This window comes from Candidatus Viadribacter manganicus, assembly GCF_001679665.1.
GTDB lineage: Bacteria > Pseudomonadota > Alphaproteobacteria > Caulobacterales > Aquidulcibacteraceae > Vitreimonas > Vitreimonas manganica.
Genome location: NZ_CP013244.1, coordinates 724,748 through 738,049, shown reverse-complemented (window position 1 = coordinate 738,049; position 13,302 = coordinate 724,748). Strand labels below are relative to the sequence as shown.

The window sequence follows — 13,302 nt, the reverse complement described above, 5'->3', positions numbered from 1 at the left end:
CATCGCCGTGCTAAGCTCCGGCCATGGCGCTTTCATTCTTACCCGCACTTGCGCTCGCCCTTTGCTTTGGCCCGCCGCAGCCTGTGCAGATAGCTGGCTATTCCGGCCACGCGATGGAGCCGTTCATTAGCCGTGACGGCGAGACGCTGTTCTTCAACAATCGCAACGGCCCGTCCGACCAGACCGATATGTTCTGGGCCAGCCGGATCGATGACACGCATTTTCGCTACCGGGGGCCAGTCGCCGGTGCGAATTCTGCAGAACTAGACGGCGTTCCATCGCTCGCGCGCGACGGGACCTTTGCTTACATCTCACCGCGTATCGCCAACGGTCGCGCCGCCGCGATCTGGACGGGTCATTGGGCCGGCGCTGCCGTGGACTCTCCAGTGCTCAATCACGCGCTCACGCCTGGGCGCTGGCCGCTCTTCAACATGGACGCGGAAATCAGCGCCGACGGGCGCCGCCTTTATATCGCCGATACGCGCTGGGCCGCGCCTATTCCACGCGCGTCAGACCTCCGCCTGGCTGTTCGCACGCGCGACGGATGGCGCCGCGCGCGAGAATTCGATTTTTGGTTCGCCAGCATCAATACGAGCAGGGCGCTCGAATACGCGCCTGCAACATCGAGTAATGAACTCGAACTCTATTTCACGCGCCTCACACCGCATTTTCTGGCGCCGCCGGCGCTCGAAATCATGGTCGCGACCCGCGCCGATGTGACGAGCGCCTTTGGAGTTCCGGCGCGCATCGCCGCTATCATCGGTTTCGTCGAGGGGCCAAGCGTGGCGCCGGACGGCGCACTCTATCTTCACGCCAAGATCGACGAGATGCACGTTCTGATGCACGCCGCGCGCACGTGCTAGTCTTGGTCGCAGAGGGATGCACATGCGTGGCTTGATGATATTCGCCCCCTGCTTGGCTCTGATCTCCTGCGCCAGCACTGCGAACCCAGCGCAGAGCCAATCGTTTGATCAGCGCTCGCGCAGCGCCTCGGCGCCGATGAGCGCGTGCTCGCGATCCTGACGACCGGCCCCAGCACTGATCTCTCCGACGCCGAACGCGAGCGTCTCTTCCTCGTGCGCATGGCCAATATTCGGCGCCTCGCGCAGCGGGGCTCACTCGTCGTTGCAGGACGATTGGGTCCGAACGAGCGCGAGTATCGCGGCATCTTCATCTTGAATACGCAAAGCGTCGAGGAAGCCGCCGCGCTGATCGGGGGTGATCCTGCCGTCGCGGCGGGCGTGTTCTCGTGCGAAGCCTACCCCTGGTGCGCCACCGCCGCCCTCATGGACGTTCGCGCCCTGCACCAACGCTTGCAGCGCTAGAGGGCGTCCAGAAATCGTCATCCCGGTCGCCCGTCATAAGCCCTGGCATACACAAGGAAAATTCCGAAACCCACGCTTCCGTGACCGCGGTCATCTTCCCGTCCTGATCTCAAGCGCCTAATACGGACCTGGGACACATAAGGCCGGTGCGAAAATGCGCCGGCGACCGAGGGTGCGTGGATGGCGGACATCTTTATTTCTTACGCGAGCGAAGATCGTGCGCGTGTTCGTCCACTTGCCGAGGCGCTTCAGGAGCGCGGCTTCAACGTGTGGTGGGATCGCTCGCTTGCAGCGGGTCAGGACTACACCGCCATCATCGAAAAAGAGCTGAAGGACGCAAAGGCGGTCATCGTCGTCTGGACGCAGAGTTCCGCCAACTCAACGTTCGTCCGCGATGAAGCCGGTCGCGCCCGCGACGAAGGCCGCCTGGTGCCGGTCATGTTGGATCAAGTGCAGATCCCGCTCGGCTTTGGCGCTTTTCAGGCTGAAGATTTTACTCGCTGGAATGGCGGCGCCAACGCACCGCAAATGCAGCTACTCGTTGAAGTGCTGAGCGCCAAGCTTTCCGGTCGCGCCGTCAACACCAACGAGATCGAGCGCCGCCGCCGCCGTTTGGGCACGCGCATTCGCGTTGTTTCCTTGCTCACCGTTATCGCGCTGATCGCGGGCATTGCCTGGGTGGTGAACGATTTCGTGCGCCCCGATCCGCCGCCGCCGGATCTGCGCGCCGAATTGCTGCGCTTGCTGGCTGAAGGTCAGCTCACCCCGGAGCAGGCGATCCAGCTCGCGCAAATTCTGGAATCGGGCGCCCTCGGCGAAACCCAGGAGGCGCGTGTCGATGGCGCGCAACCAGCTCCGTCCGCTGAGGCGCCAAGTGCGAGTATGACCGCCGATGGCGCTGTCAGCGAAGCCTCGTTCGACGCGACCGCCCGTGAAGCTTATCGCGCCGCCTTCACTGCGCTGGCCGCGCACCCGGATGCGCAAGTGCGCCTTGCGGTCGCGCAAATGTCGCAAGAAGGCACGCGTGATGCGGCCATGCAGACATTGTGGACCTACGCCAACGAGCATCCGGACGATCCGCTGCGCGAGGACATCTATCTGCTCTGCGGTTCGGTCGGCGAAGTGAACAACAATCCGTTGGGCCAACGCGCCCTGGAACAAGCCACCAGCCTCCGCACCCGCGATCCGGCCGTGTGGCGCATGCTCTCGCGTTCCTATGAGCGCGTGAACCGCAGTGCCGAAGCGACCGCAGCCGCGCAAGTGTCCGAAGGCGTTGCCGCACAAAACAGCGGCGACACCGCCGCCGCCGAGCAACAGCTGCAACTGGCGCTGCCGCAACTGACATCGCCGGAGCTGCGTGCGCCGGTCGCGTCCGAGCTTGGTCAGATCGCCGAACAGCGCGGTGACTTCACCGCCGCCAGCGCGCGCTTCTCGCAGGCCTACACTGCGCGCGAGCAGGTGGCGCAAGCTGCGCCGGACTCAGCCGCCGCTGAAGTCATCCAAGCCGACGCGCAACAACTCGTTCGCGCGCTAGATCGTTCGGGCCGCACACGCGAAGCATGCGAGCGTCTGCGCCAAGCGCAGGAGCAGCATGATGTCGCCGCGCCGGATGAAGAATTGCTGCAGCGCTGCCAACGCCAGTTCCGCACCAACCTGCGCAACGATGTTCAGCTCGCGCCGCAATTGCGCCAGCGCGCCATCGTCGTCCGCCCGGAAGTGACACCGACGCCGTAACTAAACTGATCGCCGCCCACGGAGCGGATGGAGGGGAACCATGAAGCGTTTCGTGGCAACTTTGGTTGCGTTGTTCTGCTTTGCCATCGCGCCGCCAAGCCGCGCCCAGAGTGACGCCGCCGCTGGCCTGGCCCAAGCGCCCGTCAACGCGGAAACCTGGGCGATTATCTCGACAGCGGGCCGGCACGGCACCTCGCAGCGTTGGAGCGCCGACGGGGTCCGCTGGTCGCGCGACAGTATCTTGCTTCGCGGCTTCGTCACTGAGGTCGATCAGCAGATGCGCCTTGGCGCCGATGGCGTGTTGCAGAGCCTCACTGTGCGCGGGACCACCCCGTCGGGCGACGCCGCCGAAACCTTCCGCGTTGCCGATGGCGCCTACCAATTCCTTTCGCCCGTCGACAGTGGCGGCGCGGCGCTTCCGGCGGGCGCGTTCTACGCATCCTTCGGCGGCACGCTCGACAGCACTATCGCGCTCATCGATTACCTGCGCTCGCGTCCGGATCACGCCATTCAACTCTTGCCGTCAGGCCGCGCCGAGCTGGTGCAGCTGGCGACGCGCAGCGTGTCCAACGGCCGCGAAACCAAGACCCTCACCGCCTACGCGATCGTCGGCTTCGGTCTCTCGCCGTTTCCGGTTTGGTACGATGGTGATCGCTTCTTCGCCTACGCAGGCTTTCTGTCTTATATCCCGGTCGGCTGGGAGGGCGTCGCCAATGAACTGAGCGCCGCGCAGGACGAAGCCCTCTCCGGCCGCGCCACCGCTCTGGTGCGGGACGTTGGACCGCGCACGACGACGCCGGTCTATTTTCAGAACGTCCGTATCTTTGACGCCGAAGCGCGACGCTTCCGCAACAACCAAAACGTCGTCGTCGTCGATGGCCGCATCACAGCTGTTGGCGGCCGCAGTGTTCGCGCCCCAGCCGGTGCGCAAGTGATCTCAGGCGAGGGCCGCACGCTGACGCCGGGCCTGTGGGATAGCCACCAGCACTTCAGCAGCGATGATGCAGGTCCATTGCTGCTCTCCCAGGGCATCACCAACATCCGCGATCCAGGCAACCGCGACGCTGACCTGATGGCGCGCCGCGCGCGCATCAATGAGGGCGCACTGCTCGGCCCGCGCATTATCGCCTCGCTGCTCATCGATGGCGAAGGCCCCAATACCGCGCAGATGGCGACCGTGGCACGCAATGTTGAAGAAGGCATGGCGGCCGTACACCATGCCCACGAGGCCGGCTATTTCGGCGTGAAGCTCTATGGCACTTTGGAGCCCTCGCTTGTCGCGCCGATTGCCGCCGAAGCGCATCGCCTTAGCCTGCACGTGCAAGGCCACATTCCGCACGGCATGCGCCCGCTTGAGGCGATCCGCGCCGGTTACAATGAAATCACCCACATCAACTTCGTCATGATGCAGGCGATGCCCGATGATGTGGTGCAAAACTCAAACGGCTTGCCGCGCTTCTACGGCACCGCGCGTTATGCGGCTGACGTGAATTTGCGCTCGCCTGAAATGCGCGCCTATCTCGATGAGCTGGCGCGCCGCCATGTCGCCGTCGATCCGACGATCTCGATCTTCGAGGGGGGGTACGTCCCCGAAATGGGCGAGATTGCCCCGGCCTACGCGCCGTTCATGGGAACGATGCCGCCGGCGGTGGAGCGTGGCTTCAGAGCCGCAAGTTTCGCGACTACCGAGGAAGTTTCGCGCGAACAGATGCGGCGTTCTCAGCAAGCCTTGATGAACCTGGTCAGTGAGCTTCATCGCCGCCGCGTGACAATCGTGGCGGGCACGGATGGCAGCGGACTTGAACTGGTTCGCGAGCTTGAGCTTTACGTGCAGGCCGGTTTCTCACCCGCGGATGCGTTGGCGACCGCAACCATCGTCCCGGCGCAACTCTTCGGCGTCGGCGAAGAAACCGGTTCTATACGCGTCGGAAAGGCTGCTGACCTCGTGCTGGTCGAGGGCGATCCTGGCCGCAACATCGGCGATCTGCGCAATGTTGTCGTCGTGATGCGCGATGGCCGTTTGATGCAGGCTGATGCGTTGCGCCGTGCGGTCGGCATTTCCGGGCCGCCGCATCGCGCAAACTAGGCGAGCAGCTTCAGGAAGATCAGCTTCGCGGCGCCATAGCTGCGTTCGTCGAGCGTTTCATAGGCTGGTAGGATTGGCGTCTCGTCGGCGCCGACTTCCAAGATGATGAGCGCATCCGGCGTCATCCAGCTGCCTTCACGCAACGCCGCGAGCGCGCGTTCGCCGAGTCCTTTGCCGTAGGGCGGGTCGAGGAATACAAGATCGAATGGTTCGCCCAGGCCCGCGGGCTTGGGGCCAAGGTCGGTCGCGTCGCGCCGATGGATGCGCGTGTTTCCGAAAAGGCCAAGCGCCTCGATATTGTCCCGGATGGCGCCGCGCGCCGCGGAATCGGTTTCGACAAAGAGCGCAAAAACGGCTCCGCGCGACATGGCCTCAAGACCCAGCGCGCCCGAGCCAGCGAAGAGATCGAGCACCCGGCGTCCTTCCAGCCCAGGCGACCAATCGGCATGCGCCAGAACATTGAACAGGCTTTCGCGCGCCCTGTCGGACGTGGGGCGGGTGTCGCGTCCAGCCGGCGCTGTGATCGCGCGTCCCTTGTATTGGCCTCCAACGATCCGCATTGCGATCCTTCACTTATCCGGTCCAGCGCCATATGTCGCGCTAACGGCCCGTCGCCAAGCGCTTGACCTTAACGTCAGCGTTCGGGGAGAAGGGCTTCCCCACTGTGGATCGGGGAATAGGAGCGCCGCCGCCGTGGAAGGATTGATCGCCAGCATTGCCGACGTATTCAATCCTGATCACGCAGTCGCAAATTTCGCGGCGCTGTTTCAGGTCATTTTGATCGATCTCGCGCTGGCGGGCGACAACGCCGTCGCCGTCGGCCTCGCCGCCGCGGCGCTGCCCGCCGTTCAGCAACGCCGCGCGATCTTCTGGGGCATCGTCATCGCCCTGGTGCTGCGTATCGCCTTCGCCAGCGTCACGCTTCACCTCTTGAACATTCAGGGCCTGCTGCTCGTCGGCGGCTTGCTGCTGTTCTGGGTGGCATGGCGCATGTGGTCAGATTTGCAAGCGCATCGCCCGATCCAAGTCGGCGATCCTGTGGCGGGTGAGCATGCGGCTGAAGTCATCGCCTCTCATGGCAAGACGCCCAAGACCTTCGCCAGCGCTTTGCTGACCATCGTTATCGCTGACGTCTCGATGTCGCTCGATAACGTTCTCGCGGTGGCTGCCGTGTCGCGCCATAACGAAGTGATCATGTGGTTCGGCTTGATCCTATCGGTGATCCTGATGGGCGTCGCCGCATCCATCATCGCCCGCGTTATCGACAAGTATCGCTGGATCGCTGTCGTCGGCGTCATCATCATCTTGTTCGCGGGCACGCGGATGATCTGGGAAGATGGTCACAACTTCCTGCCGCAATACATACCCGCAATTCCGAGCTTCCTCGGCGGTCACGCTTAAAAGGCGTCTTTGCCGAGTTGCTCCTTGAGCACCTTGCGCGGGATTTCTTCGACGGCCCCTGGCTGCAGTGTGCCAAGCTGAAATGGGCCGTAGGAGGTCCGGATCAAGCGGTTCACCTTGAGGCCTAGCGCGTCGAGCACGCGGCGCACTTCGCGGTTCTTGCCTTCGGTAATGCTGACCGTGATCCACGAATTGGCGCCGCCGCCGCGTTCCAGCTTGGCGTCGATCGATCCGTATCGGACGCCGTCAACGGTGATGCCGTTCTTCAGCGTGTCGAGTTCCTCCTGCGCCACGCGACCATAGGCGCGCGCGCGATAACGGCGGAGCCAACCGTTGGCCGGCAGTTCGAGCCTGCGCGCGAGTTCGCCGTCATTGGTGAGCAACAGCAACCCTTCCGATGTGAGATCGAGGCGGCCAACCGAAATCACGCGCGGCATGTCGGGTGGAAGATTTTCAAAAACCGTGGCGCGTCCGGCCGGATCGCGGTGGGTGGTCACGAGGCCGGAGGGCTTGTGATAGCGCCACATGCGCGAAGGCTCGGCCGCGCCGATCGGGCGGCCATCTACGACAACCTTATCGGCTGCGGTGACTTTCACAGCCGGCGTATCCAACACCTTGCCATTGAGTTTCACGCGCCCTTCGGCGATCAGCCGCTCGGCATCCCGGCGCGAACACACGCCCGCGCGCGCGAGGAACTTCGCAATGCGCTCAGCTTCCGGGCTAGAAGGGGGATCAGTAGGGTTGGCCATGTTCGCAGTGATTTACCGTTGGCAGGTGGTACCAGGGCTCGAGGCGCAATTCGAGGCTGGTTGGCGTCGCGGCACCGAGCGGATCGCCGCGGAATTCGGCGGCTGGGGTTCGCGCCTGCATAAGATGGGCGAAGGGGTGTTTGTCGCCTACGCGCAATGGCCGGACGAAGACACTTGGAAGAAGGCGATGGAAACGCGAATGCACCACAGCGACGATGAGGCCCGCCAGCAATATCTGGCCGCCATCGTGCCTGGCACGTTCGAGACATTGGCGAAGGGCGAAGCGGTCGCGGATCTGCTCGAATTGCGCCGCCCATGAGCGATGCGGATCACATGAGAACGGCGCTCGCTCTAGCGCAAGCGGCGGCGGATCAGGGCGAAACACCGGTGGGGTGCGTTATCGTCGATGAAGCAACGGGCGAAACTATCGCCAGCGCCGCCAATGGCCCGATTGGCCTCAACGATCCCACAGCCCACGCCGAGATCGTGGCGCTGCGGCGCGCCGCTGAAGTCACCGGGAATTATCGCCTCCGGCCCAATCTTACACTCTACGTCACGCTGGAGCCTTGCGCGATGTGCGCCGGCGCGATCAGCCATGCGCGCATTGCCCGGGTTGTGTATGGCGCGAGCGATCCCAAAAGCGGCGGCGTCGCGCAGGGCGCGCGGGTGTGGGATCATCCGCAATGCCATTGGAAACCCAGTGTGACCGCTGGCGTTGAGGCGGACGCTGCGGCGACATTGCTCAAGGACTTTTTCAAAGCTCGGCGCTAACGGAACCCCATGTCAGAATTTCAAACCCTCTATTTCGAAGATCTCAGCGTCAGCATGCGCGAATCCTCGCGCAATCAGGTCACCAAGGAGAAGGTCGCGGCGTTCGCCGAGATCAGCGGCGATCACAATCCGATCCACCTCGATGAAGCCTATGCTGCAACGACGCCGTTCGGCGGTTGTATCGCGCACGGGATTTTCACCGCAAGCTTCGTGTCGGCGCTGATCGCAACCCGTCTGCCGGGGCCTGGTTCGATCTATATCTCACAGAATTTGAGCTTTCGCGCGCCAGTGATGATCGGCGACACAGTCGAGACGACGATCGAAGTGTTGGAATTGGTCGAGCGCGGTCGCCGCGTAAAGTTGAAGTGCGAGTGCCGGGTCGGCGACAAGATCGTCCTGTCCGGCGAGGCGGAAGTGAAGGCGACGGCGAAGCCCGCCTAAGAACCGATTAGCGCGCGGCGCGCGTCGATGACATCTTGGGTCATCTGGCGCTTGAGTTCGCCGAGGCTATCAAACTTCGCTTCGTCGCGGAGAAAAGCAATGAGTTCGACCTCGATCGTCTGGCCGTAAAGGTCGCCGCTGAAATCGAAGAGGTGTGCTTCCAGCAGCGGCTCGGGCAGTGCGCCGACAGTCGGGTTCACGCCGACGCTAGCGACGCCCGGCAAGAGCACATCGTCACCGACATCGACACGCACGGCATATACGCCAAGGCGCGGACGGGCATATTCGCCAAGCGCCACGTTCGCGGTCGCAAAGCCCAAGGTGCGCCCACGTTGAAAGCCTTGCAGGACCTCGCCCTCGATAGCCCATGGGCGCGTCAGCGCGTCGGTGACGGCGTCCATATCCCCGCGTTCGAGTGCCGCGCGGATATGAGTGGATGAAATCTTCTGCGCGCCGCCGATCGGCTGGATCGCATCGACGCTGAAGCCAAACTCCGCCCCAAGACGCGTCAGGCTTTCGACATCGCCGCAACGGCCTTTGCCGAACCGGAAGTCCGCGCCGACGCTGACGTGTGCGACGCCGAGCAGATCGCGCAGGACCAGCTTAGCGAATTCACGGTCGCTTAACGCGGCAAGTTCGGCATCGAAGCCAAGTTCGAAAACGTCGTCGACGCCAAGTTCACTCAAAGCGCGAACGCGTTGGCTGGCGTTCTGCAAACGAAAGGGCGGTGCGCTTGGATTGAAAAAGCGGAAGGGGTGGGGCTCGAACACCGCAACGCCGAGAGGGACGCCCAGACTCTCCGCAGCTTGGTGCGCGCTCGCGATCACAGCTTGGTGGCCTGCATGTACGCCGTCGAATTTGCCGAGCGCAATCGCCGCGCCGCGCGCATCGTTAGGAATTGTTGAGGAAGGCCCCAAAGTCGGCATTGGTTCACAAAGTCTTTCGCGTTTGGGCCAATTGCAGTTCGATGCGTTGCCAAACTCTAAGCGCAAGAGCCCGCGGAACGCTCGCGTTCATTCATACTTAAGTGCTGTTTTACCGAAAATTCTCAGCTCTTTGCTACCAGTGTTCCCACGACACGGCGCACAAGAGCCGGAAACGTCTCACCGCCGGGCCATCGCACCCTGGTCCGGTGGTGTGGCGCCTCCAGCAAATAACAAGCGCCGGTTGCTTGGGAAAGGCTGGCGCCAATGTCCGTTTCAATGACGATGCCGATTTTGATCGTGGACGACTACAACACGATGATCCGCATCATGCGAAACCTGCTCCGCCAACTCGGCTTCACCAATATCGACGAAGCAAATGACGGCGCGGCCGCCTTGGCCAAGATGCGTAACAAGGAATATGCGCTGGTGATCTCCGACTCGCACATGAGCCCGATGACTGGCGTGGAATTTCTTCAACGCGTTCGCGCTGAAGAGCGCATTGCAAAGACGCCCTTCGTGATGGTCGCCAACGACAATTCCGAAGGCGCTGAAGCACAAGGCGCGTCCACCTTCATCGTGAAGCCGTTCAGCGCTCAAGCGCTGAAATCGACGCTCGTCCCCGTGATTGGCGCGTTCTAAGCGGCCATCACGCCGCCATCGATGATGATCGTCTGACCGGTTACGAATGCGCCTGCTTGCGATGCGAGCAGGACAGCCATGCCAGCGATCTCGTCAGGCTGACCGATGCGCTTCAAGGCCGCGCGCGAGGTCGAGGCTTTCAAGATTTCTGGATTCTCCCAAAGCGCCTTGGCGAAATCCGTCTGCACCAGGCCCGGCGCGATCGTATTCACCCGCACATTGTCCGCACCAAACTCAACGGCCAGATTGCGCGCCAGCTGCATGTCGGCGGCTTTGGAGATGTCATACGCGCCGATAACCGGCGAGCCCTTCAATCCACCGACCGACGAAATGATGATCACAGCCCCATCCTTGCGCTCGCGCATTTGGGGGGCGCACATGTTGATCAGCCAGTGATTGGAGATGATGTTGTTCTGCAGGATCTTCATGAACTGATCGTCGCTGATGCCGCTCATTGGCCCGAAATACGGGTTCGAGGCGGCGTTGCAGACGCAGATGTCGATCTTGCCGAACGCGCGATTGGTTTCGTCGACGAGGTTCTGCAGCGCCTCTTTCGCGGCGATGTTGCAGGCGATGGCGATGGCGGCTTTGCGGCCAACCTTCTCATTGATCTCAGCCGTCGCCGCATCGCAGGCGTCTTGCTTCCGTGAGGAGATGACGACGTTCGCGCCGTGTTCGGCGAGGCGGTAGGCGATCTGCTTGCCTATGCCGCGCGAGGAGCCCGTGACGATAGCGCTCTTGCCCGTGAGATTGAACAAATTGGCCATCGACGTCTCCCTGCTATTTGAGGCAGTCTAGGCGCGCCCCCGCGGGGCGGTCCAGGTGACTTGAGGAGGGGCGCGCATGCGCAAGGTCTGGCTGGCAGGTGTGTTTTCAGCGCTGGCGCTGGCGGCGTGCGATCCTCCTGAGGTCGTTGACGATTCAGCCCGCTGCCTCAGCGCAACCGAGGCTGAAGCGAAGATCGAAGCGTGCACCGTGGCCGCGCAGAACGCAGCGTTGACGCCAGAGCAGCGTTCGATCGCGCTGAGCACGCGTGGCGACGCCAACGATGAAGCGGGAGATGTCACAGCGGCGCTGCGCGATTATGCGTCCGCGATCGAGTTGGACGGTGCGAACCCGGCAGCGTTGTTGGGCCGTGGGCGCATTCTGCTGGCGAGCGGCCAGCTCGATGCGGCCGAGCCTGCGTTGCGCCGTGCGATCGAGCTTGATCAGTCCGGGCGGGCGCATGAATTGCTGGGGCAAATCCTGCTTCGCCGCGGTGAGTTCTCGGAGGCCATCACTTTGTTCAACACCGCGCTTGACCACGAACCGCGTTCGGCGCCCGCGTTGGCGGGCCGTGCGCGGGCGAAGCAGCGTTTGGGCGATCTCGACGGCGCGGCCAACGATTTCGATCAGGCGATCCGCGCCGATGGCAATCTGGCTGAGGCGCGCGCCGGTCGCTGCTGGCTCGATCTCAATCAGGAACGCCAGTACGACCGCGCGCGTCAGGATGCCGATGCCGCGGTGACGGCCAATCCGAATTATGTCGAAGGCCAGCTCTGCCGTGGCGTCCTGCAATTGCGAGAGGGCCAATGGGCCGATGCAAAAACCTCATTCGATGCGGCGCTGGCGGTCGAGTCCGGCAATCCAATTGCGTTGTTCGGACGCGGTGTTGCGCGCCGCCGCAGCGGTGACAACCAGGGCACGCAAGACATGAACCTCGCGCGCGACTTCGACAGCCATATCGGCGAGCAGTTCGACGATTTCGGCGTGCGAACCTATTAAGCCAGCGCCGCCATGACGTAAGTGGCGCGCGCCTTCTCTTGGGCAAGCGCCGCATCGACCTTCGCCGGATCGAGCTTGCCGTTGGTCTGCAGGCCTTCGCCATGAATACCAGCGGCGATGAAGAGCACGTCCAGGCCTTGCGCGTTGGCGCCGATGATGTCGGTGACGACGCCGTCGCCGATGCAAAGGATGCGCGCGGGATCGACAATGCGTCCCGCGATCTCGGCCAGTTCTTTGCGGGCCAGATCGTAGATCGGCGGATAAGGCTTGCCCGCCATGATGACTTTGCCGCCGATAGCTTCGTAATCGCGCGCGACGGCGCCGGCGCACCAGATCATACGGTCGCCGAATTGTACGACGATGTCGGGGTTGGCGCAGATGAGATCGAGGTTGTGGGCCTTGGCCTCGCGCAACAGCTCGGCGTAGTCGGCCGGAGTTTCATCATCACGGTTGAGGCCCGAGATGGCTAAGAACGCCGCTTTACTGATCGGTGCTTGGGTGAGGTTCAGGCCCTCCCAAAGCGTGCGGTCGTAATCGTCGGGGCCGATCTTGAACATTGGCCCTGGTGCGCGTGTTGCAAGTTCGGCGCGGATGGCGTCGCCCGAAGTCACGATTGCGTCCCAGGCGTCGCGCGGCACGCCGGCGCGATCAAGCTGGTCAGGGATTGGGCCGCGCGGCTTTGGCACGTTGGTGATGAGAATGACGTGCTTGCCTGCACGCTTGAGGCGCCGCAGCGCGGCGCACGCGCTAGGATAGGCGGTGCGGCCATTGTGCAGCACGCCCCACACGTCGCAGAGGACGGCGTCGTAGCGATCCGCAATGTCGTCGATAGTGTCGATAGGCAGGGTCACGTCAGGTGCTCCGCGATTTGGGCGGCGCTGGCGTCCGCATGATCAGGTCCGGCTTCAAAGGGGCAGACGATGACGATATCGGCCCGTGCACGCTGAGGCTCAACATGCGCATCGTGCATGGCGCGGACATGGTTGAAGAATTGCGCCATCACCGAGTGCGGGGTGCGGCCGCGCGATTCAACGTCACGGATCATGCGGCGACCGAGACGGAGAGCTTCGTCGGCGTGCATGAAGACTTTGACGTCGAAAATGTCGCCAAGGTCCGGCGTCGTGAGCAGATGCAAGCCTTCGACGATCACGTAGTCGGCATGAACGATGCGCTCGAGCTTAGGCATGCGCGTGTGCGTGACGAGATCGTAGACCGGTTTATCGAAAGCTGCGCCGCTCTTGGCGAGCGCAAGGTGCTCGCGCAGCAGGCCGTGTTCTTTCGCGGCAGGCGTATCGAAATTGTAAGTAGCGGGATCGAAGTCAGCGACCTTCGAGGAGCAAAGATAATAATCGTCTTCTGCGATCACGACAGCGCCGGCGCCGAGGCGCTTGGCAAGCGCGCGCGCAACGGTGGTTTTACCGGCTCCCGAGCCGCCCGTGATGGCGATGAGTTTCGTCATTGCGGCT

The 13,302-nt window shown here is 63.1% G+C and carries 16 protein-coding genes; 10 read left to right on the top strand and 6 right to left on the bottom strand.

Annotation, left to right across the window (positions count from 1 at the left end):
* Positions 1-23 precede the first annotated feature (23 nt).
* The 4 genes from ATE48_RS03915 (at position 24) to ATE48_RS03900 (ending at position 5,145) form a co-directional block, all read left to right on the top strand.
* Positions 24-863 (top strand): TolB-like translocation protein, encoded by an 840-nt coding sequence (locus ATE48_RS03915; RefSeq protein WP_066768010.1) that lies wholly within the window; start codon positions 24-26, stop codon positions 861-863.
* 144 nt (positions 864-1,007) lie between these two features.
* Positions 1,008-1,325 (top strand): YciI family protein, encoded by a 318-nt coding sequence (locus ATE48_RS03910; RefSeq protein WP_066768008.1) that lies wholly within the window; start codon positions 1,008-1,010, stop codon positions 1,323-1,325.
* A gap of 180 nt (positions 1,326-1,505) precedes the next feature.
* Positions 1,506-3,059, top strand: coding sequence for a toll/interleukin-1 receptor domain-containing protein (locus tag ATE48_RS03905; protein ID WP_066768006.1), 1,554 nt, complete (start codon positions 1,506-1,508; stop codon positions 3,057-3,059).
* Positions 3,060-3,099: 40 nt separating this feature from the next.
* Positions 3,100-5,145: an amidohydrolase family protein gene (locus tag ATE48_RS03900; RefSeq protein ID WP_066768004.1), complete on the top strand. Its 2,046-nt coding sequence runs from the start codon at positions 3,100-3,102 to the stop codon at positions 5,143-5,145.
* On the opposite strand, the gene rsmD is transcribed toward ATE48_RS03900, so the two are convergent.
* Complete coding sequence (gene rsmD, locus ATE48_RS03895) at positions 5,142-5,705, bottom strand: 16S rRNA (guanine(966)-N(2))-methyltransferase RsmD (RefSeq protein ID WP_066768002.1); 564 nt, start codon at positions 5,703-5,705, stop codon at positions 5,142-5,144. The genes ATE48_RS03900 and rsmD overlap by 4 nt on opposite strands.
* A gap of 133 nt (positions 5,706-5,838) precedes the next feature.
* Between rsmD and ATE48_RS03890 the strand changes: the two genes are divergently transcribed.
* On the top strand, positions 5,839-6,546 hold the full coding sequence (locus ATE48_RS03890; RefSeq protein WP_228126777.1) for a YjbE family putative metal transport protein: 708 nt from the start codon (positions 5,839-5,841) through the stop codon (positions 6,544-6,546).
* On the opposite strand, the gene ATE48_RS03885 is transcribed toward ATE48_RS03890, so the two are convergent.
* Entirely contained in the window at positions 6,543-7,295 is a 753-nt protein-coding gene (locus tag ATE48_RS03885; RefSeq protein ID WP_066767998.1) for a pseudouridine synthase, read from the bottom strand. The genes ATE48_RS03890 and ATE48_RS03885 overlap by 4 nt on opposite strands.
* Between ATE48_RS03885 and ATE48_RS03880 the strand changes: the two genes are divergently transcribed.
* The 3 genes from ATE48_RS03880 to ATE48_RS03870 are packed head-to-tail and all read left to right on the top strand — an operon-like array spanning position 7,294 to position 8,507.
* Positions 7,294-7,614 (top strand): antibiotic biosynthesis monooxygenase family protein, encoded by a 321-nt coding sequence (locus ATE48_RS03880; protein WP_066767997.1) that lies wholly within the window; start codon positions 7,294-7,296, stop codon positions 7,612-7,614. The two genes, ATE48_RS03885 and ATE48_RS03880, sit on opposite strands and share 2 nt — an antisense overlap.
* The gene (tadA, locus tag ATE48_RS03875) at positions 7,611-8,066 is read left to right on the top strand and encodes a tRNA adenosine(34) deaminase TadA (RefSeq protein ID WP_228126776.1); all 456 of its coding nucleotides are present in this window, start codon (positions 7,611-7,613) and stop codon (positions 8,064-8,066) included. The genes ATE48_RS03880 and tadA overlap by 4 nt, the downstream gene beginning before the upstream one ends.
* A 9-nt stretch (positions 8,067-8,075) precedes the next feature.
* On the top strand, positions 8,076-8,507 hold the full coding sequence (locus ATE48_RS03870) for a MaoC family dehydratase (protein WP_066767995.1): 432 nt from the start codon (positions 8,076-8,078) through the stop codon (positions 8,505-8,507).
* On the opposite strand, the gene ATE48_RS03865 is transcribed toward ATE48_RS03870, so the two are convergent.
* On the bottom strand, positions 8,504-9,433 hold the full coding sequence (locus ATE48_RS03865) for a bifunctional riboflavin kinase/FAD synthetase (RefSeq protein ID WP_066767993.1): 930 nt from the start codon (positions 9,431-9,433) through the stop codon (positions 8,504-8,506). The genes ATE48_RS03870 and ATE48_RS03865 overlap by 4 nt on opposite strands.
* A gap of 264 nt (positions 9,434-9,697) precedes the next feature.
* Here ATE48_RS03865 and ATE48_RS03860 point away from each other — a divergent pair, with 264 nt between their 5' ends.
* A complete protein-coding gene (locus ATE48_RS03860) occupies positions 9,698-10,072 on the top strand; it encodes a response regulator (RefSeq protein WP_066767992.1) in 375 nt (124 codons plus the stop codon).
* On the opposite strand, the gene ATE48_RS03855 is transcribed toward ATE48_RS03860, so the two are convergent.
* Complete coding sequence (locus ATE48_RS03855) at positions 10,069-10,839, bottom strand: SDR family NAD(P)-dependent oxidoreductase (RefSeq protein ID WP_066767990.1); 771 nt, start codon at positions 10,837-10,839, stop codon at positions 10,069-10,071. The two genes, ATE48_RS03860 and ATE48_RS03855, sit on opposite strands and share 4 nt — an antisense overlap.
* A 76-nt stretch (positions 10,840-10,915) precedes the next feature.
* Here ATE48_RS03855 and ATE48_RS03850 point away from each other — a divergent pair, with 76 nt between their 5' ends.
* On the top strand, positions 10,916-11,836 hold the full coding sequence (locus tag ATE48_RS03850) for a tetratricopeptide repeat protein (RefSeq protein WP_066767984.1): 921 nt from the start codon (positions 10,916-10,918) through the stop codon (positions 11,834-11,836).
* Here the strand turns inward: ATE48_RS03850 and ATE48_RS03845 are convergent.
* Positions 11,833-12,687, bottom strand: coding sequence for a TIGR01459 family HAD-type hydrolase (locus ATE48_RS03845; protein WP_066767982.1), 855 nt, complete (start codon positions 12,685-12,687; stop codon positions 11,833-11,835). The two genes, ATE48_RS03850 and ATE48_RS03845, sit on opposite strands and share 4 nt — an antisense overlap.
* On the bottom strand, positions 12,684-13,295 hold the full coding sequence (locus tag ATE48_RS03840; protein WP_066767980.1) for a uridine kinase family protein: 612 nt from the start codon (positions 13,293-13,295) through the stop codon (positions 12,684-12,686). Before ATE48_RS03840 ends, ATE48_RS03845 begins: the two co-directional genes overlap by 4 nt.
* Positions 13,296-13,302 lie beyond the last annotated feature (7 nt).

What these genes read in the sequence shown, in the direction of transcription:
- ATE48_RS03850 (WP_066767984.1), top strand. Translation starts at nt 10,916, where the DNA reads ATGCGCAAGGTCTGGCTGGCAGGTGTGTTTTCAGCGCTGGCGCTGGCG.
- ATE48_RS03900 (WP_066768004.1), top strand. Translation starts at nt 3,100, where the DNA reads ATGAAGCGTTTCGTGGCAACTTTGGTTGCGTTGTTCTGCTTTGCCATC.
- rsmD (WP_066768002.1), bottom strand. Translation starts at nt 5,705, where the DNA reads ATGCGGATCGTTGGAGGCCAATACAAGGGACGCGCGATCACAGCGCCG.
- ATE48_RS03840 (WP_066767980.1), bottom strand. Translation starts at nt 13,295, where the DNA reads ATGACGAAACTCATCGCCATCACGGGCGGCTCGGGAGCCGGTAAAACC.
- ATE48_RS03885 (WP_066767998.1), bottom strand. Translation starts at nt 7,295, where the DNA reads ATGGCCAACCCTACTGATCCCCCTTCTAGCCCGGAAGCTGAGCGCATT.
- tadA (WP_228126776.1), top strand. Translation starts at nt 7,611, where the DNA reads ATGAGCGATGCGGATCACATGAGAACGGCGCTCGCTCTAGCGCAAGCG.
- ATE48_RS03880 (WP_066767997.1), top strand. Translation starts at nt 7,294, where the DNA reads ATGTTCGCAGTGATTTACCGTTGGCAGGTGGTACCAGGGCTCGAGGCG.
- ATE48_RS03855 (WP_066767990.1), bottom strand. Translation starts at nt 10,839, where the DNA reads ATGGCCAATTTGTTCAATCTCACGGGCAAGAGCGCTATCGTCACGGGC.
- ATE48_RS03905 (WP_066768006.1), top strand. Translation starts at nt 1,506, where the DNA reads ATGGCGGACATCTTTATTTCTTACGCGAGCGAAGATCGTGCGCGTGTT.
- ATE48_RS03915 (WP_066768010.1), top strand. Translation starts at nt 24, where the DNA reads ATGGCGCTTTCATTCTTACCCGCACTTGCGCTCGCCCTTTGCTTTGGC.
- ATE48_RS03870 (WP_066767995.1), top strand. Translation starts at nt 8,076, where the DNA reads ATGTCAGAATTTCAAACCCTCTATTTCGAAGATCTCAGCGTCAGCATG.
- ATE48_RS03860 (WP_066767992.1), top strand. Translation starts at nt 9,698, where the DNA reads ATGTCCGTTTCAATGACGATGCCGATTTTGATCGTGGACGACTACAAC.
- ATE48_RS03865 (WP_066767993.1), bottom strand. Translation starts at nt 9,433, where the DNA reads ATGCCGACTTTGGGGCCTTCCTCAACAATTCCTAACGATGCGCGCGGC.